The 20,764-nt window shown below is 41.5% G+C and carries 17 protein-coding genes; 13 read left to right on the plus strand and 4 right to left on the minus strand.

Annotated elements, in window-relative coordinates:
- Position 1: 1 nt before the first annotated feature.
- The 3 genes from LDO73_RS05770 to ybfF all read right to left on the minus strand — a co-directional run bounded on the left by LDO73_RS05770 (position 2) and on the right by ybfF (position 4,432).
- Entirely contained in the window at positions 2 to 1,330 is a 1,329-nt protein-coding gene (locus LDO73_RS05770) for an HlyD family type I secretion periplasmic adaptor subunit (protein ID WP_224060584.1), read from the minus strand.
- Between the two features lie 17 nt (positions 1,331 to 1,347).
- Complete coding sequence (locus tag LDO73_RS05775) at positions 1,348 to 3,435, minus strand: peptidase domain-containing ABC transporter (RefSeq protein WP_224060585.1); 2,088 nt, start codon at positions 3,433 to 3,435, stop codon at positions 1,348 to 1,350.
- A gap of 220 nt (positions 3,436 to 3,655) precedes the next feature.
- The gene (gene ybfF / locus LDO73_RS05780; RefSeq protein ID WP_224060586.1) at positions 3,656 to 4,432 is read right to left on the minus strand and encodes an esterase; all 777 of its coding nucleotides are present in this window, start codon (positions 4,430 to 4,432) and stop codon (positions 3,656 to 3,658) included.
- Between the two features lie 222 nt (positions 4,433 to 4,654).
- Between ybfF and seqA the strand changes: the two genes are divergently transcribed.
- The 13 genes from seqA (at position 4,655) to kdsB (ending at position 19,861) form a co-directional block, all read left to right on the plus strand.
- Positions 4,655 to 5,203, plus strand: a complete 549-nt coding sequence (seqA, locus tag LDO73_RS05785) for a replication initiation negative regulator SeqA (protein ID WP_224060587.1) — start codon at positions 4,655 to 4,657, stop codon at positions 5,201 to 5,203.
- 92 nt (positions 5,204 to 5,295) lie between these two features.
- Positions 5,296 to 6,930 carry a phosphoglucomutase (alpha-D-glucose-1,6-bisphosphate-dependent) gene (gene pgm, locus LDO73_RS05790; protein WP_224060588.1) on the plus strand — a complete coding sequence of 545 codons (1,635 nt, stop codon included), beginning with the start codon at positions 5,296 to 5,298 and terminating at the stop codon, positions 6,928 to 6,930.
- A gap of 292 nt (positions 6,931 to 7,222) precedes the next feature.
- Positions 7,223 to 8,311 (plus strand): 3-phosphoserine/phosphohydroxythreonine transaminase, encoded by a 1,089-nt coding sequence (serC, locus tag LDO73_RS05795; protein ID WP_224060589.1) that lies wholly within the window; start codon positions 7,223 to 7,225, stop codon positions 8,309 to 8,311.
- A gap of 108 nt (positions 8,312 to 8,419) precedes the next feature.
- Positions 8,420 to 9,697 carry a 3-phosphoshikimate 1-carboxyvinyltransferase gene (aroA, locus tag LDO73_RS05800; RefSeq protein ID WP_224060590.1) on the plus strand — a complete coding sequence of 426 codons (1,278 nt, stop codon included), beginning with the start codon at positions 8,420 to 8,422 and terminating at the stop codon, positions 9,695 to 9,697.
- Between the two features lie 190 nt (positions 9,698 to 9,887).
- Positions 9,888 to 10,571, plus strand: coding sequence for a (d)CMP kinase (gene cmk, locus LDO73_RS05805; RefSeq protein ID WP_036951769.1), 684 nt, complete (start codon positions 9,888 to 9,890; stop codon positions 10,569 to 10,571).
- 173 nt (positions 10,572 to 10,744) lie between these two features.
- Positions 10,745 to 12,418 (plus strand): 30S ribosomal protein S1, encoded by a 1,674-nt coding sequence (gene rpsA / locus LDO73_RS05810; RefSeq protein ID WP_224060591.1) that lies wholly within the window; start codon positions 10,745 to 10,747, stop codon positions 12,416 to 12,418.
- A gap of 54 nt (positions 12,419 to 12,472) precedes the next feature.
- Positions 12,473 to 12,760 (plus strand): integration host factor subunit beta, encoded by a 288-nt coding sequence (gene ihfB, locus LDO73_RS05815; RefSeq protein WP_006657810.1) that lies wholly within the window; start codon positions 12,473 to 12,475, stop codon positions 12,758 to 12,760.
- Positions 12,761 to 13,052: 292 nt separating this feature from the next.
- Positions 13,053 to 15,365 carry a DNA internalization-related competence protein ComEC/Rec2 gene (locus LDO73_RS05820; protein WP_224060592.1) on the plus strand — a complete coding sequence of 771 codons (2,313 nt, stop codon included), beginning with the start codon at positions 13,053 to 13,055 and terminating at the stop codon, positions 15,363 to 15,365.
- Positions 15,366 to 15,400: 35 nt separating this feature from the next.
- Positions 15,401 to 17,149: a lipid A ABC transporter ATP-binding protein/permease MsbA gene (gene msbA, locus LDO73_RS05825; protein WP_224060593.1), complete on the plus strand. Its 1,749-nt coding sequence runs from the start codon at positions 15,401 to 15,403 to the stop codon at positions 17,147 to 17,149.
- Positions 17,142 to 18,116 (plus strand): tetraacyldisaccharide 4'-kinase, encoded by a 975-nt coding sequence (lpxK, locus tag LDO73_RS05830; RefSeq protein ID WP_224060594.1) that lies wholly within the window; start codon positions 17,142 to 17,144, stop codon positions 18,114 to 18,116. Before msbA ends, lpxK begins: the two co-directional genes overlap by 8 nt.
- A gap of 456 nt (positions 18,117 to 18,572) precedes the next feature.
- Positions 18,573 to 18,788, plus strand: a complete 216-nt coding sequence (locus LDO73_RS05835) for a cold-shock protein (protein ID WP_036951758.1) — start codon at positions 18,573 to 18,575, stop codon at positions 18,786 to 18,788.
- Between the two features lie 142 nt (positions 18,789 to 18,930).
- On the plus strand, positions 18,931 to 19,110 hold the full coding sequence (locus LDO73_RS05840) for a Trm112 family protein (RefSeq protein WP_224060595.1): 180 nt from the start codon (positions 18,931 to 18,933) through the stop codon (positions 19,108 to 19,110).
- Between the two features lie 4 nt (positions 19,111 to 19,114).
- On the plus strand, positions 19,115 to 19,861 hold the full coding sequence (gene kdsB, locus LDO73_RS05845; RefSeq protein ID WP_224060596.1) for a 3-deoxy-manno-octulosonate cytidylyltransferase: 747 nt from the start codon (positions 19,115 to 19,117) through the stop codon (positions 19,859 to 19,861).
- A gap of 79 nt (positions 19,862 to 19,940) precedes the next feature.
- Here kdsB and elyC read toward each other — a convergent pair whose 3' ends face one another.
- The gene (elyC, locus tag LDO73_RS05850) at positions 19,941 to 20,747 is read right to left on the minus strand and encodes an envelope biogenesis factor ElyC (RefSeq protein ID WP_224060597.1); all 807 of its coding nucleotides are present in this window, start codon (positions 20,745 to 20,747) and stop codon (positions 19,941 to 19,943) included.
- Positions 20,748 to 20,764: the final 17 nt, after the last annotated feature.

Here is a 20,764-nt window from a genome sequence, read left to right on the forward strand (position 1 = left end):
ATTACTTCTCTCTCATGGCTGTGGCGGTATATTCGTTAATTGGGCTTAATAGATAATCAATTAATCGTCGTTTATCTGTTTTTATTTCAGCAACAATCGATAAGCCTGGCGTCAGTTCAACTTGCTCGCCTTCCACTAATAGCTGTTTGTTGCTTAAACCAATTTGCGCTAAATAGACGAGACCTAGATTGTCATCTTGAGTGCTATCGCGGGAAATAGACAATACTTCACCTTCAATAGTCCCGTAGCGGGTATAAGGGAAGGCGTCAATTTTGACATCCGCTTTTAAACCTTCTTGGATAAAGCCGATATCTTTATTGAGTATTTTGACTTCAGCTAATTGCACATGATTATTAGGTACAATAACCATCAATTGCTGTGCTGGTTGTAATACAGCCCCAAGGGTATAAACTGCAATTTGTTGCACGGTTCCATCTACTGGCGCGCGAATAATTTCAAGCTGATTTCTTTCTTGGTTTTTAATCAATTCCTGTTCAAGAGAAACAAATTTGAATTTAGCTTGCTGATATTTCTCATGCCATTCTTGGTGTTTTTGCGCATTAATCCTATCTTGCTTTTCGAGCAAAGCATGATGTTGGCTATTTAATATAGAGAGTTCGGATTGTTTGGTGGTTTTTTCTTTTCTTGCGAGTAGTAATTCACGCTCCTGTTCTAAAAATTCTTTTTGACTGATTAACTGTTTTTGACTCAGGGTGGTATGTGCATCGAGCCGTTTTTTAATGTTATTCATCAAGATATTGATGTCTTTTAACTCTCGTTCTCTCGCTTGAAAGTTAACGCGATTAATCTGAATTTCATTGGTTATTTCGTTGAGTAAGGTTTCATACTCTTTTTTAATAGTTTGATAGCTGAGTTGTGCTTGAGTTTGCTCCGTAGCTGATAGTTGGCTGTAATAAGCAGAAATTTCAATGGATTGCTGGTTGAGTAGGGCATGGTGAATCATTTCTTCACTGGCGTGAAAGTTTTTTTGGTAGTGTTGGCTAAGGATATCCTGGTCTACGCCTAATACTTTAACACTGAGCAATGGATCCCCTTGCTTTACCTGTTGCCCATCTTCAACGTGAATTTGCTGTAAACGACTTAATTCAAAAGCTTGAATGGTTTGGGTGCGCCCTGAAACGATAAGTTTTCCTTGGGTGGTGGCTTGAACATCTAATTTGCCAAAATAAGACCAAGCAATAGCGATAAAAATACCAATACTAATACTGATGGCTATGGTAAATGCCAAATAAGAAGGCGGCGTTTTTAAAATAGCCAAATGGGCAGGTAGAAAACTGTTATAGCGAGAGAGCGCTGATTTTTTTTTCATGGTTAACATCCGTGTCATTATTTAAGAGACTGCTGAAGCGTCCATAAATGTGTATAAAATTGATTGTTCTCGATTAATTGTTGATGGCTACCTTGCTCAACAATTTGCCCTTGCTGCATCACGATAATTCTCTGGTGGTTACGGATCGTTGAAAGGCGGTGGGCAATCGTAATTACGGTGCGTCCTTTGGCTATTTCTTGCATATTTTCTTGAATGATTGCTTGGGATTCATCATCTAAGGCGCTGGTGGCCTCATCGAAAATAATGATCTTCGGATCAGACAAAAGTGTTCTGGCAATGGCGATGCGTTGGCGTTGTCCTCCTGAAAGAGAGGAGCCGCCTTCGGCTAAAATTGTGTCATAGCCCATCGGCAATTTAAGTATGAAATCGTGGGCTCCCGCCATTTTTGCAGCATTCACAACCTCATCCATCGAGGCATTAGGGTGAGTTTGAGCAATATTGTCGAAAACAGATTGATGAAATAAGAAATTTTCTTGCAAAACAATACCAATCTGCTGCCTTAGAGAAGCAAGGCTAAGTGCTGTAATCGGTGATCCATCAAGATAGATTCCTCCTTGTTCTGGGGTGTATAAACGCAAAATTAACCGAGCTAGAGTGCTTTTTCCTGAACCCGATGTGCCTACAATCCCAATGGTTTCCCCAGCTTTTATTGAAAGATTAAAGTTATTGAGGACGGTCGGCATATTAGGTTGATAACGGAAGCTAATGTTATGTAATTGAATATTGCCACTAAGCCGAGCATCGTTTCCTTTCTTGCTCTGTTCTTGTGGAAGATTAATGATTTGTGACATCTTTTCTACCGCCACTTTGGTTCGAATATAATCTCCCCATAATTTGACCAGTTTTACGAGAGGCTGATTTGCATGATTGACCATCATATGAAAGGCAATAAATTGCCCAATAGTCAATTGCAGAGCCAGAACTTCAGATGCGCCAACCCATAGAATGATGGCGCTCGTCACCTTTTCAATGACCATGACAATATGTTCAGAGCGTGAGCTGATTTGCCCAGATACAAAATTGGTTTGGCTCATATCTGCCGTTTGCTTATCCCAACGACGGGTAAAGCTCGGTTCAATGGATAAGCTCTTGGCGGTTTCAATCCCATTAACGCTTTCCGTCAAGAATGAGGTATTCACCGCAATATTGGCAAACTGTTGTTGAGCGGCGGCTTCAATTTTCGGCGTGAGCCACCAAGCAACCAATAAATAACAGGGAATAGAACAGAGAAAAAGTAAGGTAAGGGTGGTGGAAAGTAAGTTCATCACATAGATGAAGACGAATAAGAACAGAACATCGACACACAGAGTGAAAAAGCTACTGGTCAAGAATTCTCGGATAGTTTCCAATTCTTTAACTCGAGTCACAATGGCACCAATTTGTCGATTTTTAAAAAATGAAATAGGCAGGTGCAATAAGTGATTAACTAACTTTAATCCTAACGTCATATCAATTCGATTGACGGTATGATTATAAATATATTCTCGTAGTCCTTTTAATATGACTTCAACAATCGCCGCGACGATTAAACCGAAAATTAAAACATCCAAGGTCGATAAACTATTATGAATAAGCACCTTATCCATAATAACCTGCATCACAATGGGGGAGGCTAGTGCTAATATTTGTAAAATAAAAGAGAAAACCAATACCCAAGTGATGATTTTACGGTACTTCATAAATTCCGTTTGAAACCATGAAATATCGAATTTTCCTTGCTTAACTTTGACGTGAAGCCAGTCCCCATTCCAATTGTTTTGTAGCTCTTCATGGCTCCATATTTCAGGTGTAGGATGACCAAAACGCTGAATGAGCACTTGTTCTTGATTATGATTAGCCAACAGAAAAGCGTAACCATCATTATCATAAAGAATGGTGGGGGATGGTAGTTTAGCGACGCTTTTATCGCGCTGATGCTTGTTCTTGCATTTAATCTGATAATTATCTTTTATTGTTTTAATATAATCTTGAAATTGATTTATATTCTCTGTTTTCTGTTTGAAATCATCATAATCAATTTCGCCAGAAAGTTTCGCAATAACGCCAATAAAATATAATGTTGATTGTGTTTTGACACTTTCCATTGTGTATATTCATCATCCTGTATATTTAATAATGTCTGTGTATATATCGATTTGAAAAATATGATTATTTAATCAAGGTAGATAATACCGTCATCATAATTACAAGTGTATTGAAGTTCGTCTTATTATTGAGTGTGAATATATTTAATGGATATGTTTCATCCTGATATTGAAGAATTGAATATTCAATATCAGGATTGCGGGAGTCAAAGTGGTTAGATCAGTCAGGAATAGCTAAAAAGCGGTGAATAGCTCGTAGTACATGCTCCGGCTTTTCGGCATGAACCCAATGTCCGGCATCGGCAACTACCCAAGCTTTGGCTTGCGGAAACTGAGCGGCAATACTGTCGCGGTATTCGGCTTGCACATAGGGCGAGTTCCCACCGGGGATCAGTAACACGGGTTTATCCCATGCAGGCACCGTTTTCCACCCGATGATCTTTTCATAGTTAGCTTTGATTGCCGAAAGATTGAATTTCCACTCACCTTGTTTAAAGGATTTAAGTAAGAATTGAATGACACCTTCTTCGGGAATGAATTCGCGCATAATGCCGCTAGCCTCTTGGCGGGTTTTAGCGTGTGCTTGAGTTGTTGCTTTTAGCGCTGCAATAATTTCGTCATGGCGGCGAACGTTGTAAGCGACAGGTGCGATATCGATAGCCACAATTTTTTCGATGAAATCAGGCGCGATCTCACTGGCAGCCATGGCAATTTTTCCACCCATAGAGTGTCCGATAAGAATAGCATTGTGGTAACCAAGGGATTTTACGAGCGCAATCACATCTTCGGCCATCTGTTGGTATTCCATTTCGTCAGAACGAAATGAATCACCATGATTGCGCACATCGACTTGAATAGTATCGAAATAATTTTGTAAGTCACGACCTAAAACGCCTAAATTATTCAGGTCACCAAAGAGCCCATGGATCAAAACGACGGGGATGACGGTGATCGGATTTTCAGGTTTATGGATTGTATAATTGAGTAATTCGGTCATATTTGGACTAGGATTGATGTTGTTTATCAAATTGAAGGCTTATCATGGCACGGTGATGCCAAAAAACCAAATCTGTATAATCAGAACAAGGTAACCCACTGAAATCACATAAAACTTAACTCGTTGTTTGTTTTAAGTTATTGAAATTTTAATTGTTTTGTTTTTTTTAAATCTGGCTTATAATCTGGCGCGAATTTTAGATTAAGAAAGTACTGGGAAAAAATGAAAACGATAGAAGTTGATGAAGAGCTTTACCGCTATATTGCAAGTCACACACAGCATATCGGTGAAAGTGCATCGGATATTTTACGCCGTATGCTAAATTTCAAATCCGCGCAGCAGCCAGTACCCGCAACAGAAGTGAGTGTAGCACCGTTAGCGCCACAAGATGCGCCGGTGATGAATACCAAGGTGGTTGCTCAAAACCCTGTGAGAGTGATCAGAGAATTATTATTATCTGATGCTTATGCAGAAAAAAATAAGGCGATTGATCGCTTTATGCTAATTCTTTCAACGCTATATAGCTTAGATGCGAAAAGTTTTGAGAGCGCAACAGAGTCCATGCATGGCCGTACCCGTGTTTATTTTGCTGGTGATGAGCAAACGCTACTGGCTGCGGGCAAGCAATCAAAACCTCGCCATATACCGGGCACGCCGTATTGGGTGATCACTAACACCAACACCAATCGCAAGCGCAGTATGATTGATGCGATTATGCAAGAGATGAACTTCCCAGCGAATGTCATCGAAAAAGTCGGCAATACGATTTAACTTTGGTAAATACTATCTAACCTTGATAGTCATCTAAACATTGTAAGTCACTGGTGTTTCACGCTAAGCATCAGTGCTTTGGGAGATAACAAGTGGCAATTCATGAACGAGCAGGGCAGCTTCCATTTCAAAGTGATTTGATTAACGTTGCTCAGTTAACGGCTCAATATTATACCCAACAGCCAGATCCCGATGTGTCTTCTCAGGCCGTCAAGTTTGGGACTTCTGGGCATCGTGGTAGTTCGCTGCGTAAAAACTTTAATGAAAATCACATTCTGGCAATCGCTCAAGCGATAGCGGATCTGCGTAAGCAGCAAGGGGTAACAGGACCTTGTTATGTGGGTAAAGATACCCATGCGCTGTCAGAAGCGGCTTTTATGTCGGTGATCGAAGTATTAGCAGCTAACCAAGTTCATGTTATTGTTCAAGAAGATAACGGTTTTACCCCAACTCCGGCTATCTCCCACGCGATTTTAAGTTATAACAATGCACATCAAGATGTTGCCGACGGCATCGTAATTACTCCATCCCATAATCCACCGGAAGATGGCGGGATTAAATATAATCCTGCAAACGGTGGTCCTGCAGATACCGATTTAACATCTGTTATTGAACAGAATGCTAATCAATTACTCTCAGAAGACCTTGATGGTGTGAAGTGCTTAGATTTTGCCGATGCAATGGCCAGTGGTTTTGTGGCAGAGCAAGATCTGGTGATGCCATACGTTCGCTCACTCGGCGAAGTTGTGGATATGCAAGCTATCCAAAAATCAGGATTAAAAATCGGCGTCGATCCTCTGGGTGGTTCTGGTATTGAATACTGGAAAAAAATTGCAGAGTATTATCAATTAGATATTGAAATTGTTAATGACCAGCTTGACCAAACATTCCGCTTTATGCCATTAGACCACGATGGTGTGATCCGCATGGACTGTTCATCCCGTTGGGCGATGGCTGGCTTGCTGGGAATGAAAGAAAATTTTGATTTAGCGTTTGCGAACGATCCTGATTATGACCGCCACGGTATTGTTACCCCAAGTGGGTTAATGAATCCTAACCACTATCTTGCTGTTGCAATTGACTACCTATTCCAACATCGCCCTCAATGGGGCAAAGAAGTTGCTGTAGGTAAAACGTTAGTTTCCAGCGCCATGATTGACCGCGTTGTTAATGATATTGGTCGTGAACTCATTGAAGTGCCTGTTGGCTTTAAATGGTTTGTGGATGGCTTATATAATGGCAGCCTTGGTTTTGGTGGCGAAGAGAGTGCTGGCGCTTCATTTTTGAAATTTGATGGCACGCCGTGGTCGACGGATAAAGACGGAATTATTTTATGCCTGCTCGCTGCAGAAATTACAGCAGTAACAGGAGAAAACCCTCAGCAGCGTTATAATAAACTCGCTGAAAAATTTGGTGCACCAATCTACAGTCGTATCCAAGCGAAAGCGACCCATGAGCAGAAAGCTAAGTTAAGCAAGTTGTCGCCAGAAATGGTTTCAGCGGACACATTAGCGGGCGATAAAATTACTCAGCGTTTAACGGCAGCTCCGGGCAATGGCGCATCAATTGGCGGGTTAAAAATCATGACTGACTATGGTTGGTTTGCTGCTCGTCCATCAGGCACTGAAGAAGCTTACAAAATTTACTGTGAAAGTTTCCGTGGTGAAGAACATCTTCACTTGATTGAGAAAGAAGCGATTGAAATCGTCAGTAAGGTGATTAGCTAGTTTTTGTCTTTAAAGCGGGTGGTTATCGCCCGCTTTTCACCATTAAATCCTCGACTGTAAAATAAAGCAGATTCGAGATTTTATACCCTTTTTAGCGCTCATTACTTCATAAAATTGTGATAGCGGATTCTGTGACGCTATTAACAAAATTGTTTTCTTTTTTTGCCCTTCGAATCTGACCTTTTGTTTTTGCCATCGATACGTAATAACCGTTGCAGCTAGTGGCACGGAATGATACAACTTTAGATATCTGAGTGATGTTAACTAACAATATTTAAGGTAGGTAAGGTCAATGAGTCAGGTTTATAATTTCAGCGCAGGTCCAGCAATGTTACCTATTGAAGTCATGCGCCGTGCAGAGCAAGAATTTTGTAATTGGAAAGGTTTAGGGGTTTCTGTGATGGAAGTGAGTCATCGCGGGAAAGATTTTATTGAGGTTGCGAAAGAAGCAGAACAAGATTTACGCGACTTATTGAATATCCCTGATAACTATAAAGTTTTATTCTGTCATGGCGGTGCTCGTGCTCATTTTGCCACACTGCCAATGAACCTGTTAGGCGATAAAACGACAGCAGACTACATTGTCAGTGGCTATTGGTCTGAATCAGCAGCTAAAGAAGCTCAAAAATATTGCACCCCGAACGTGATTGATGTCGTTCAAGAAAATAACGGCGTTATCAGCATCAAACCAATGAGCGAGTGGCCATTAAGTAAAGATGCTGCCTATGTTCATTATTGCCCGAATGAAACCATTGGTGGCTTGGCTATCCATGAAGAACCTGATTTCCCTGCAGACAAAATTATTGTAGCTGATTATTCATCTGCGATTTTATCCAAGCCTATTGATGTTACCCGCTATGGTGTGATTTATGCCGGTGCACAAAAAAATATTGGTCCGGCAGGCTTAACGTTAGTTATTATTCGTGAGGATTTATTAGGTAAAGCTTCACCTCAGACACCATCTGTTTTCGATTACACGGTGTTAGCGCAATATGAGTCCATGTTCAATACTCCACCAACTTTTGCTTGGTATTTAGCGGGTATGGTTTTCAAATGGTTAAAAGAGCAAGGTGGATTGCAGGAAATAGCAAAACGTAACTATGAAAAATCACAGTTACTGTATAGCACAATCGATGACAGTGAATTTTATATTAACCGTGTGGCGGTGGAAAATCGCTCTTGGATGAACGTACCATTCCAAATGCAAAACCCTGCATTGGATGCAACATTTATTGAAGATGCTAAAAACCAAGGGTTATTAGCACTAAAAGGTCACAAGGTTTCTGGCGGAATGCGTGCATCTATTTACAATGCAATGCCGCTGGCGGGTGTTCAGGCGTTAGTTGACTTTATGGCTGATTTTGAACGCCATCATGCATAATTTATGATGTACTAGTTGTCAGGCCGATTTGCTCAGGAAGAACGAGTCGGCTCATTCATTTAAATAACGATAAAAAAGTAGCAAATCACATCGGAGAAATCACTTTTCATGCAATCCCTGACATTACAACCAATTTCTTCAATTAATGGGACCATTAATCTGCCGGGGTCAAAAAGTGTCTCCAACCGCGCACTTCTATTAGCCGCTATGGCAAAAGGCACCACAGTACTGACCAACTTATTAGACAGCGATGATATTCGCCATATGCTGAATGCATTAAGCCAACTAGGTGTTAAATATCAATTATCTGAAGATAAAACTCGTTGCCAAGTTGAAGGGATAAATGGCTGTTTATCTCATCAAGGTGAGCTTGAGATCTTTTTAGGTAATGCGGGCACCGCGATGCGTCCATTAACGGCAGCATTGTCATTATGTGCAAATAATATTGTGCTGACAGGCGAGCCTCGAATGAAAGAACGCCCAATTGGCCACTTGGTTGATGCCTTAAGAGAAGGCGGTGCTGATATTGATTATCTTGAACAAGAAAATTACCCTCCGATGCGCTTAAACGGCGGTTTTGTTGGTGGGAATATTTCCGTAGATGGTTCGGTTTCTAGCCAATTTTTAACTGCATTATTAATGGCGGCTCCTTTGGCTTCTCAGGACACTGTAATTACTATTGCAGGCGATCTGGTTTCCAAACCTTATATCGACATTACGCTGGCATTAATGAAGACCTTCGGTGTGGATGTTGAAAATCATCAATACCAAAAATTTGTGATTGAAGGCCAGCAGCAGTATGTATCGCCAGGTGAATACCTTGTTGAAGGGGATGCGTCTTCCGCTTCCTATTTCCTTGCCGCAGCAGCGATTAAAGGCGGTGTAGTCCGAGTCACTGGGATCGGCCGTAATAGCTTACAGGGTGATACTAAATTTGCTAACGTTTTGGAAAAAATGGGCGCAATTATCCGCTGGGGGGATGATTACGTTGAATGTGAACGTGGAACTCTGAACGGTATTGATATGGATATGAACGCTATTCCTGATGCAGCGATGACTATCGGAACGGTCGCTCTGTTTGCAAAAGGCGAGACAGTCATTCGTAATATCTATAACTGGCGAGTGAAAGAAACGGACCGCTTATTTGCGATGGCAACCGAGCTACGTAAAGTGGGCGCGGAAGTAGAAGAAGGGTATGACTTTATCCGAGTCATGCCACCAGCACAGCTAAAACATGCTGAAATCGAAACCTATAACGACCATCGTATTGCAATGTGCTTCTCGTTGGTGGCACTCTCCAATACCCCAGTGACGATTTTAGATCCGGGTTGTACAGCAAAAACTTTCCCTGATTATTTCCAACAACTAGCACGATTAAGCCACTAACCGAATTGGATTGGTTGATTAACATCAATGTGTTATCAACCAATCTTTTCCTTTCATTTTCGTTATTTTCACCTATTTTTATTCCTGACAAATCCACCTGCGTATTTCACAAAATCGATGAGTAGGTATAATACTCCCACAGATTTTAATTGCGGGTAGCTGAGGCTATTTGCAGAAAAGGAGATTTTTTATGGTGGCTATCGCCCCTGTAATCACCGTTGATGGACCAAGCGGAGCGGGTAAAGGTACTCTTTGCCAAGCATTAGCAAATGAATTTGGATGGCAATTATTAGACTCTGGTGCAATTTACCGCGTATTAGCGTTAGCGGCTCTGCATCACCACGTTGATATTCAATCTGAAGATGCTTTAGTGCCTTTAGCTGCAAATTTAGATGTGCGTTTTGTACCTGAAGAAAATCGTTTGAAAGTTATTCTCGAAGGTGAAGATGTGTCTAATGAAATTAGGCAAGAAACCGTCGGGAATACAGCATCTCAAACAGCCACGTTCCCGCGAGTGCGAGAAGCTCTGTTAAGACGCCAGCGCGCATTTAGAATGATGCCCGGCTTAATCGCAGATGGCCGTGATATGGGGACGGTAGTTTTTCCTGATGCACCAGTGAAAATTTTTCTGGATGCCTCCGCCGAGGAGCGTGCCCATCGCCGGATGAAGCAGTTGCAGGAGAAAGGGTTTGATGTTAACTTTGAGCGACTTTTGACCGAAATTCAAGAGCGCGATTATCGGGATCGTAACCGTCCGGTTGCTCCTCTTATTGCCGCTAAAGATGCGTTAGTGCTGGATTCCACAAGTATGTCTATTGAGGAAGTTATTGAAAAAGCACGCACCTACGCGAAAAAAATTCTACAATTATCGTGATAATAGGCTTTATTTTAGCTTATAATTAGATAATATACGCAATTACCTCCATGCTGGTTATTTTCTAGCATGGTTAAAACCTTGCGACAAGGAATGTTGTGGGGTATGTGAAACAACCCCATTTGGCGGGATGCTAGATGGACGTTAATATAAGACACTTGAAGATCATTAATATGACTGAATCTTTTGCTCAACTCTTTGAAGAATCCCTGCAGAATATTGAAACTCGTCCTGGTTCTATTGTACGCGGTACAGTAGTTGCTATCGATAAAGACGTAGTACTGGTAGACGCAGGTCTTAAATCAGAATCTGCTATCCCAGTAGAACAGTTCAAAAATGCTCAGGGTGAGCTGGAAATCCAAGTTGGCGACGAAGTCGATGTAGCTCTGGATGCAGTAGAAGATGGTTTCGGTGAAACTATCCTTTCTCGTGAGAAAGCGAAACGTCATGAAGCATGGCTGACGCTGGAAAAAGCTTACGAAGAAGCTGAAACTGTAACTGGTGTTATCAACGGTAAAGTTAAAGGTGGTTTCACTGTAGAACTGAACGGCATTCGTGCGTTCTTACCAGGTTCACTGGTAGATGTACGCCCAGTTCGTGATACTACTCACTTGGAAGGCAAAGATCTTGAGTTCAAAGTAATCAAGCTGGATCAGAAACGCAACAACGTTGTTGTTTCTCGTCGTGCTGTAATTGAATCTGAAAGCAGCGCTGAGCGCGATCAACTGCTGGAAAATCTGCAAGAAGGCATGGAAGTTAAAGGTATCGTTAAGAACCTTACTGACTACGGTGCATTCGTTGATCTGGGCGGTGTTGACGGCCTGCTGCACATCACTGACATGGCTTGGAAACGTGTTAAACACCCAAGCGAAATCGTCAACGTTGGTGATGAAATCAATGTTAAAGTTCTGAAATTCGACCGTGAGCGCACTCGTGTTTCTCTGGGTCTGAAACAACTGGGCGAAGATCCTTGGGTCGCAATCGCTAAACGTTACCCAGAAGGTACTAAACTGACTGGTCGCGTTACTAACCTGACTGACTACGGTTGCTTTGTAGAAATCGAAGAAGGCGTTGAAGGTCTGGTTCACGTTTCAGAAATGGATTGGACTAACAAAAACATCCACCCATCTAAAGTTGTTAACGTTGGTGATGTTGTTGAAGTTATGGTTCTGGATATCGATGAAGAACGTCGTCGTATCTCCTTAGGCCTGAAACAGTGTAAATCTAACCCATGGCAGCAATTCGCTGAGACTCACAACAAAGGCGACCGTGTTGAAGGCAAGATCAAGTCAATCACTGACTTCGGTATCTTCATTGGTCTGGACGGCGGCATCGATGGCCTGGTTCACCTGTCTGACATCTCCTGGAACGTTGCAGGCGAAGAAGCAGTTCGTGACTACAAAAAAGGCGACGAAATCGCAGCTGTTGTTCTGCAAGTCGACGCAGAACGTGAGCGTATCTCTCTGGGCGTTAAACAGTTAGCTGAAGATCCATTCAACAACTACCTGGCAGCAACTAAGAAAGGCGCAATCGTTACTGGTAAAGTAATCGCAGTTGATGCTAAAGGTGCAACTGTAGAGCTGACTCTGGGCGTTGAAGGTTACCTGCGTGCATCAGAAGCTTCACGTGACCGTGTTGAAGATGCAACTCTGGTTCTGAACGTTGGTGATGATGTTGAAGCTAAATACACTGGTGTTGACCGTAAAAACCGTGTAATCAACCTGTCTGTTCGCGCTAAAGACGAAGCTGATGAGAAAGACGCTGTCGCAGCTGTGAACAAGCAAGAAGATACTGCATTCGGCAACAATGCAATGGCTGAAGCTTTCAAAGCAGCTAAAGGCGAATAATTAAGTGGGGGTAACTTCGGTTACCCCTTTGTATCGGTAGTTTAGGGAGGTACTATGACCAAGTCTGAATTAATTGAAAGACTGGCTAGCCAGCAGTCTCATCTTTCAGCGAAAACCGTTGAGGAAGCTGTAAAGGAAATACTTGAGCATATGGCTGATACGTTAGCTGAAGGCGAGCGTATTGAAGTCCGTGGATTCGGCAGTTTTTCTCTTCACTACCGTGCTCCACGCGTTGGCCGTAACCCAAAAACAGGTGATAAAGTGGAACTGGAAGGTAAATACGTTCCCCACTTCAAACCAGGTAAAGAGTTACGCGACCGTGTAAATATTTACGGTCAATAATCGACTGTAAATCTTAATTATTACTATAAAACAGCGCTTATATTGATATAGCGCTGTTTTTTTATGTCTGCAATTTACCCTTCAGCTTTCCCTAAATTACCTTTAAATATCTTATTAAATAAATTACTTAAGACTATTTTTGCGAAGCGCTTCGCAGCTCAACTTTTAATTCTTTTGCATTACACATAGTTTTGGAATAACGCGTTAAATTCTCTAATTATAAGGTTATGGAATCACTTTGGATGCTTTTAACTTATCTACACAGGAATAATTGTAGGTAGGTTTTAGGACGATGGGAAAATTTAGCCGTCACTATCAAGATAGACTCTCTTATACAGAAGCTGCTATTGCACTGACTATCGGTACGCTTCCGCTACTTTTCTTGCCAAATCTTCCTGATGATAGTCACTATTTAGTGGCAGGTATTATTCTGCTAGCCGCGCTGGTTATTATTTGGCGTAATAAGTGCGTTCTATTTTTGGCATTAGTGGGAATGGGATTTCTTTGGGCTTGCTGGCATGGTGTTGAAGTACGGAAAAAAATCGATTTTCTAAGTAGTTCTCATCGGCAATGGGATATTACGATTGTTAGTATTCCACTCAATCAAGATGATGCTAAAAAGAGAGTAAGGATAGACAGAGTCGATGGAGCACGAATTTTTCCTCCGCTTTATGCATCATGGAATTTAAAACAAAATAAGCATGAAAAAATGTGTGCAGGGCAGCAATGGCGGGTCGTTGGCAAGCTAAATCCAGTTCATGCTTCTCTGAATGAGGGCGGATTTGATCTGCAAAGGCATTTCATTGCTCAACGAGTCATCGGTACACTAAAAGTCAAACAAGCAGTACAAGTAGGCCAGCAATGTTCTCTACGGCAAAAAATTATCGACCAGTTCAGCGAAACACTTTTGACACGGCAAAATCATGGAATTATTTATGCATTAATGTTTGGGGAAAGAGGAAGGCTTTCTATCGAACATACTCAGTTATTGCAATCAACAGGGCTGACACACTTGATCGCAATTTCTGGATTACACATTGGAATCGCTTATCTAATTGGTTACTTATGCGCTCGCTTATTGCAATTTTTTCTACCCGTCAAATGGATAGGCGAGAATTTACCGTTATTTTTAGGCGTTATATTTGCCTTACTCTATGCTTGGTTGTCGAATTTTGCGATCCCTGCAACTCGAGCTGTATTTGCATTGCTACTCTGGATTTATGTTCGTAAGCAGCCATTTTTCTGTTTCCCGTGGCAATGGGCGTTATGGAGTATTGCTGGGATTTTATTGTTTGATCCGCTTGCCATCCTTTCTGATAGCTTTTGGTTATCAAGCTTTGCTGTATTAGCTATCTTGTATTGGTTTCGTGTTTTTCCCATTTCATCTAGATTGAGCTGCCATCCAATCATGGGAAAAATAGTGCCACTAATTCACCTGCAAATTGGTTTATTGATTTTACTAATACCTATTCAAGTATTGCTGTTTAACGGTATTAATGTGATGAGCGTATTTGCAAATTTATGGTTTGTGCCTCTTATTACTTGGGGAGTAGTGCCCGTTATTTTTAGCGCGCTATTGTTGCCTCTGAGCTCTTGGCATAATGTCGCTTTCGGGCTAATTGATAATATTCTCGAGTTTGGGCTAAGACCGCTGACATATTTAAGCGGGTTTTGGACTGAAATTAACACAATGTCTATTTACACCGTGTTTTTTTGTTGGGTATTTGTTTTTATTATCTTATTTGGTTGGTATAAAAATTATCTTGGTTTATTAAGTTGCATTGGTTTTTTATTATTTTTCACTAAGAGTCAAAGCCAGCACGAAGAGCATGATTGGTGCTTAACCATGTTGGATATCGGTCATGGGCTTGCCGTGGTTATGATGCAAAATCAACAAGCGGTTTTATATGACACGGGGAACCGTTGGAATAATGAAAGCAACGCTAAACGGCAAATCACTCCTTTTTTAAGGCATCATCAAATCACGCCTATCGACGCAATTTTAAGCCATAATCACCTTGACCATACTGGTGGTATCTCTGATTTAATTGAAGCATATCCATGGTTAAGTCTACGTAGCAGCTTTGGTCAACCCAAGCATCTTCCTTGTTATCAAGGGCAGCGTTGGCAATGGGGGATGTTGAGGTTCGAAGTATTGTGGCCAGAGAAATTAGCTGAGATATCGCACAATAATGATTCTTGCGTGATTCAGGTCAGTGATGGGTATCGACGACTATTACTCACGGGCGATTTGGAAAAGCAAGGTGAGAAAAGGTTAGCATTACAAATTGATGGGCAGCTCAAAGCAGATATTTTATTTGTTCCTCATCATGGGAGTAATACATCTTCAACACCGTTATTTATACGAAAAGTACAGCCAACGTTGGCATTAGTTTCCTCTGCGAGGTATAGCCCATGGAAAATACCATCGGATAAAGTCTATTTGCGCTATGCTAAAAAGAATATTCAGTGGTTAAATACGGCGAAGGAAGGTCAGGTAACAATATGTTTTAAAAAAGAAAGAATGGAAATTTTGCGTTACAGAAAAGAAATTAATCCACGTTGGTATCATCTGTGGTTTGGTGATCGCCAATTTCCCTTGTAGAATAGTGCGCTTACATTAAGTCTGGTAATAAAAGCATGAATGATCAAGACCTATCGACAAAGCAAACATTTAAGCGCCTATGGCCAACCATTGCGCCTTTTAAAATTGGGTTAATTGTTGCAGCAATTGCTCTTATCATCAACGCCGCAGGTGATGCGTTTATGATTTCTTTACTTAAACCATTATTAGATGACGGTTTTGGTAAGGCGGATAATGACACATTGAAGTGGCTACCGCTGGCAATTTTGGGCTTGATGGTCGTGCGTGGATCTTCAAGTTTCGTCTCCACATACTGCGTTTCTTGGGTGTCAGGAAAAGTAGTGATGAGTATACGCCGCAAATTATTTGGTCATATGATGGGAATGCCGGTGAGTTATTTTGACCAGCAATCTACCGGGACTTTATTATCGCGTATTACCTATGATTCAGAGCAGGTCGCATCTTCGGCTTCCGGTGCTCTGATTACCATTATTCGCGAAGGCACTTATATCATCGCATTATTTGGTATTATGTTTTATAACAGTTGGCAATTGTCTTTGATTTTGATTGCCATTGCGCCCGTCGTCTCTATCACCATTCGTATGGTTTCTAAGCGTTTTCGTAAAATTAGTAAAAATATGCAAACGGGTATGGGGCATGTGACGACGAGTGCTGAGCAGATGCTTAAAGGGCATAAAGAAGTGCTCATTTTTGGTGGGCAGAAAGTCGAAACTGAACGCTTTGATAAAGTCAGCAATAATATGCGCCGTCAAAATATGAAGATGGTTAGCGCCTCAGCTATTTCTGATCCTATTGTTCAGATGATTGCATCTTTTGCATTAGCGTTTGTCTTGTACGCAGCAAGTTTCCCTGAAATCAAAGAGCAATTATCACCAGGTACGATTGGTGTTGTTTTCTCGTCTATGTTTGCGTTAATGCGTCCACTTAAGTCTCTAACTAACGTGAATGCGCAATTCCAACGTGGAATGGCAGCATGCCAAACGTTATTTGCGATTTTAGATACTGAAAAAGAGAAAGATGAAGGAACGAAAGTTCTGGCTCAAGTGAAGGGTGATATTGAATTTGATTCTGTCACATTTACTTATCAAACCAAAGAGCACCCTGCACTAGAGGATGTTTCTTTTACGCTGCCAGCAGGCAAATCAGTTGCTTTAGTTGGGCGCTCGGGTTCAGGTAAATCTACGATCGCTAACTTAATTACCCGCTTCTATGACATTGATAAGGGTAGTATTCGTATTGATGGGCATGATATTCGTGATTACACCCTAGAATCTTTACGCAGCCAAGTTGCTCTCGTATCTCAGCATGTCTATTTATTCAATGATACTGTTGCAAATAATATTGCCTATGCCACAGATGGGCGATATAGCCGAGCAGAAATTGAAAAAGCAGCAGAAATGGCATACGCCATGGACTTTATCCAAAAATTGGATAAAGGCTTAGATACTATGATTGGTGAAAACGGTGTGATGCTTTCAGGTGGTCAGCGCCAACGTATTGCGATTGCTCGTGCATTATTACGTGATGCACCAATCTTGATTTTAGATGAAGCGACATCAGCTTTAGATACGGAATCAGAACGAGCAATTCAAGCCGCGTTAGATGAATTACAGAAGAACAGAACTTCGCTTGTGATTGCTCACCGTTTATCTACTATTGAGAATGCGGATCAAATTTTGGTTGTACAAGATGGGCATATCATTGAGCGTGGTGACCACTCAACCCTATTAGCCCAAAATGGGGCATACGCACAATTACATAGGATCCAATTTAAGAATGATTGAGCGAATTTGGTCCGGTAAATCATGGCTCTATATTTTGTTGCTTCCGTTATCTTTTCTGTATGGAGTGATAACGCTAGTACGCCATATCGGCTATAAAACCGGGTTACTTCGCTCATGGAAAGCTCCTGTACCTGTTGTGGTAGTGGGGAATTTAACTGCAGGGGGAAATGGAAAAACCCCTGTGGTTATTTGGTTAGTTGAATCGCTGATTAAACAAGGTGTTCGTGTTGGGGTTGTATCCCGAGGATATGGTGGCCAGTCTGACCACTATCCGCTAGTTCTCGATCAAAATACAACGACGGAAGTTGCAGGAGATGAGCCTGTTTTGATTTATCATCGTACGCATGTGCCTGTTGCAGTAGCCCCAAAACGCAGTGATGCAATTAAAGCATTACTCGATAATTTTCAATTAGATATTATTGTGACAGACGATGGTTTACAGCATTATGCATTGCAACGTGACTATGAAATCGTTGTCATTGATGGGCAGCGTCGTTTTGGTAATGGCTGGTGGTTACCTGCGGGGCCAATGCGTGAACGTGCAGGGCGATTAAAAACAGTGAATGCTTTGATTGTAAATGGTGGTGTTCCTAACTCAAATGAAACACTGATGTCCCTAAAAGGGGATATGGCAGTGAACCTCATTACAGGTGAAAAATGCTCACTCACTGAGCTTAATAATGTGGTTGCGATGGCGGGAATTGGTCATCCACCTCGTTTTTTCTCTTCTTTAGAAAGTAAAGGATTAACGCTCATTAATACCCATGCGTTTTCCGATCATCAAGCCTATAGCCAGCAGCAACTCGCTCCTTTAGCAGAAAAAAATCAAAATTTACTGATGACTGAAAAGGATGCTGTCAAATGTCATTCCTTCGCACAGACCAATTGGTGGTATCTTCCTGTGGAAGCGCATTTTGATAAAATAGGTGAAGAACGAATCTTAAGTGAAATAAAATCGCTTATCTGAAATAAAACTGCTTGCTTTTAGGATTAATTTCAGATAATAATACCCGCAATGTGATGCAGATCTACTTATTATGTACCAAGTTGCAATACATTAATAAGTGGATTATTTGCTAGCTTTAATTTTACGACCCGTTCTTGAGTTAGTCACTTATCCTCGCAAGACACTACTTACTCTACTATTTCGTGTTGTCATCATAATGTCAAAATAGACTGTTAAGTTCACGGTAAATGTGTGGTGCCTGAAACCTACACTTGGGTCGTTATAAGATATGCATAAACATTTGATGCATAAATTGGTTAAGTTAATTACTCTTAATTATGTTAATAGATTGGATTGAATAAATAGGTCAGAATAAACTGATCGAAATAAATAGTTCAGCAAAATAAATGGAATAACGTGTAGAGAGTAATGATACAAATATAAAAAATTGTTCTCGGAACAAGAAGGAGTTTTAATATGAATTTTCAATTACATATGGGCCAAGTTAAATGGTTTGACGCAAAAGAAGGTTACGGCTTTATTTCACCTCGTAATGGTGGCGATGATATCTTCGTAACAACCAAATCAATTGCGAATAAAAAAATCAAATCTTTATCTGAAGGTCAAAACGTCGAGTTCTCTGTTACTCGTAATTCAGATGGCATAACGGCAAGAGACGTTATCGCTTACTAATTGAATTCTTAACAGAAATATTTCTCCTGCACTATCCTCTCATTCTTCGCAGGAGATCTTAATAAGCAAGAATAGAGTTAACGGTGATACCTGCATGTGATATCCTGACGCCAAGTGAGTTTAAATCCATTTGGGAGAAAACATGGATCACCGTTTACTTGAAATTGTTGCTTGTCCATCCTGCCACGGCAAACTAAGTTACAACAAAGAAAACCTCGAATTAATCTGCAAATATGACCACCTCGCATATCCTGTTCGCGACGGTATTCCTGTTTTACTTGAAAACGAAGCTCGTAAGATTGCGTTAGACGAAGGACAATAACCTTATGTTTACCGTTATTATTCCTGCGCGTTACGCTTCAACACGATTACCAGGTAAGCCTTTAGCAGATATTCACGGTAAACCGATGGTTGTTCGTGTTATGGAGCAAGCGATTAAATCAGGTGCTAGCCGAGTCATTATTGCAACTGACCATCCAGATGTCGCTGCAGCGGTCATCGCAGCGGGTGGGGAAGCTTGTATGACTAATCCTGATCATCAATCTGGCACGGAACGTTTGGCTGAAGTGATTGATACTTACGGCTTCTCGGATGACGAAATTATTGTCAATGTGCAGGGTGATGAACCACTGATCCCACCTGAGATCATTCGCCAAGTCGCTCATAATTTGCGAGGTAGTCAGGCAAATATGGGAACACTCGCCGTCCCCATTCATAGTGCACAAGAAGCCTTTAATCCGAATGCGGTGAAAGTCGTGATGGATAAAGACGGTTACGCGCTCTATTTTTCTCGAGCAACAATTCCGTGGGATAGAGACCAATTTGCAAAGAGCAAAGAGACCATCGGTGATACTTTCTTGCGTCACATTGGAATCTACGCTTATCGCGCTGGTTTTATTCGTCGTTATATCGCTTGGGATGCTAGCCCATTAGAAAAAATCGAGATGCTAGAGCAGCTTCGCGTGCTTTGGTATGGTGAGAAAATTCATGTGGCGGTTGCTGAAAAAGCACCGGGCGCAGGGGTGGATACACCAGAAGATCTCGAATTGGTAAGACAAGAATTTCAGCCATAATTTCCGGTGTGAACATTGATCTGATAAAACAATGGCCTGATAAAACAAGGGGAAACTAAATAAGTTTCCCCTTTGTATTTTATTCCGCCTGATTATCTTCAATTGGCTGGGTATTATCGGGTTTTAAGTGCCACCAAATTGAACCAATGAGCTCATACCATGCCCGTTCACTGTGGCTAAAATAGAACGCAGAAGGAATGTAACGCTCCCAAGGGTTCAGGTCGCTGGTGATCACCAATTGATTAGCTGGGGCTGGATAAGGCTGCATTCCACGACTCGTAAACATTTTCAATGCGCGGGGTAAATGGTTTGCTGAGGTCACTAACAAGAACGGCTGCTTGCCAATAATTTTTTCCACTTCATAGGCTTCTTCTTGCGTATCTTTCGGTTCGGTTAGCGGGATTGTATCTGTCGCTGGAACCCCTAAAGATTGAGCGACCATGGATGCAACTTCGGCGCTACTTATTGGGCTACTGGCTTTACCGCCAGTAAATATCAATTTGCTACCCGGATGTTGCAGATAAAGGCGTACCCCTTCAGTGACTCGGGGCAAGCTGTTACTGAGCAAATTCGAGCTCGGACTCCAATCTGGGTTATAGGTAAATCCGCCGCCCAAAACCACAATATACTTTATCTCTTTAGGCGGATTCGTGGTGATGAGCTCATAACGTTTATCATATTGGCCTTCAACGGGCGCTAGTAAGCTATCAGAAATAGGTTGTAGCCCTAATAGCGCGATGATAACAAGGCTTAATGTCACTAAGGATTTTCCACTTTTTTGCCAGCGGGTAAACCATAATAAAATCAGCCCAATTCCCCCAATAATCAATAATAAGGGCAGCGGCATTAACAGTGAGCCAAGGTATTTTTTTAGCAGAAATAACATAGAAAGCCTGTCGTGAA

Source organism: Providencia alcalifaciens, from assembly GCF_915403165.1.
Classification (GTDB): Bacteria; Pseudomonadota; Gammaproteobacteria; order Enterobacterales; family Enterobacteriaceae; genus Providencia; species Providencia alcalifaciens_C.

Excerpts from the sequence above, each read along its gene's own strand:
- kdsB (WP_224060596.1), top strand. The coding sequence starts at position 19,115 with ATGTTTACCGTTATTATTCCTGCGCGTTACGCTTCAACACGATTACCA.
- LDO73_RS05770 (WP_224060584.1), bottom strand. The coding sequence starts at position 1,330 with ATGAAAAAAAAATCAGCGCTCTCTCGCTATAACAGTTTTCTACCTGCC.
- serC (WP_224060589.1), top strand. The coding sequence starts at position 7,223 with ATGAGTCAGGTTTATAATTTCAGCGCAGGTCCAGCAATGTTACCTATT.
- msbA (WP_224060593.1), top strand. The coding sequence starts at position 15,401 with ATGAATGATCAAGACCTATCGACAAAGCAAACATTTAAGCGCCTATGG.
- LDO73_RS05840 (WP_224060595.1), top strand. The coding sequence starts at position 18,931 with ATGGATCACCGTTTACTTGAAATTGTTGCTTGTCCATCCTGCCACGGC.
- LDO73_RS05775 (WP_224060585.1), bottom strand. The coding sequence starts at position 3,435 with ATGGAAAGTGTCAAAACACAATCAACATTATATTTTATTGGCGTTATT.
- cmk (WP_036951769.1), top strand. The coding sequence starts at position 9,888 with ATGGTGGCTATCGCCCCTGTAATCACCGTTGATGGACCAAGCGGAGCG.
- lpxK (WP_224060594.1), top strand. The coding sequence starts at position 17,142 with ATGATTGAGCGAATTTGGTCCGGTAAATCATGGCTCTATATTTTGTTG.
- ybfF (WP_224060586.1), bottom strand. The coding sequence starts at position 4,432 with ATGACCGAATTACTCAATTATACAATCCATAAACCTGAAAATCCGATC.
- seqA (WP_224060587.1), top strand. The coding sequence starts at position 4,655 with ATGAAAACGATAGAAGTTGATGAAGAGCTTTACCGCTATATTGCAAGT.
- LDO73_RS05835 (WP_036951758.1), top strand. The coding sequence starts at position 18,573 with ATGAATTTTCAATTACATATGGGCCAAGTTAAATGGTTTGACGCAAAA.
- rpsA (WP_224060591.1), top strand. The coding sequence starts at position 10,745 with ATGACTGAATCTTTTGCTCAACTCTTTGAAGAATCCCTGCAGAATATT.
- ihfB (WP_006657810.1), top strand. The coding sequence starts at position 12,473 with ATGACCAAGTCTGAATTAATTGAAAGACTGGCTAGCCAGCAGTCTCAT.
- LDO73_RS05820 (WP_224060592.1), top strand. The coding sequence starts at position 13,053 with ATGGGAAAATTTAGCCGTCACTATCAAGATAGACTCTCTTATACAGAA.
- elyC (WP_224060597.1), bottom strand. The coding sequence starts at position 20,747 with ATGTTATTTCTGCTAAAAAAATACCTTGGCTCACTGTTAATGCCGCTG.
- aroA (WP_224060590.1), top strand. The coding sequence starts at position 8,420 with ATGCAATCCCTGACATTACAACCAATTTCTTCAATTAATGGGACCATT.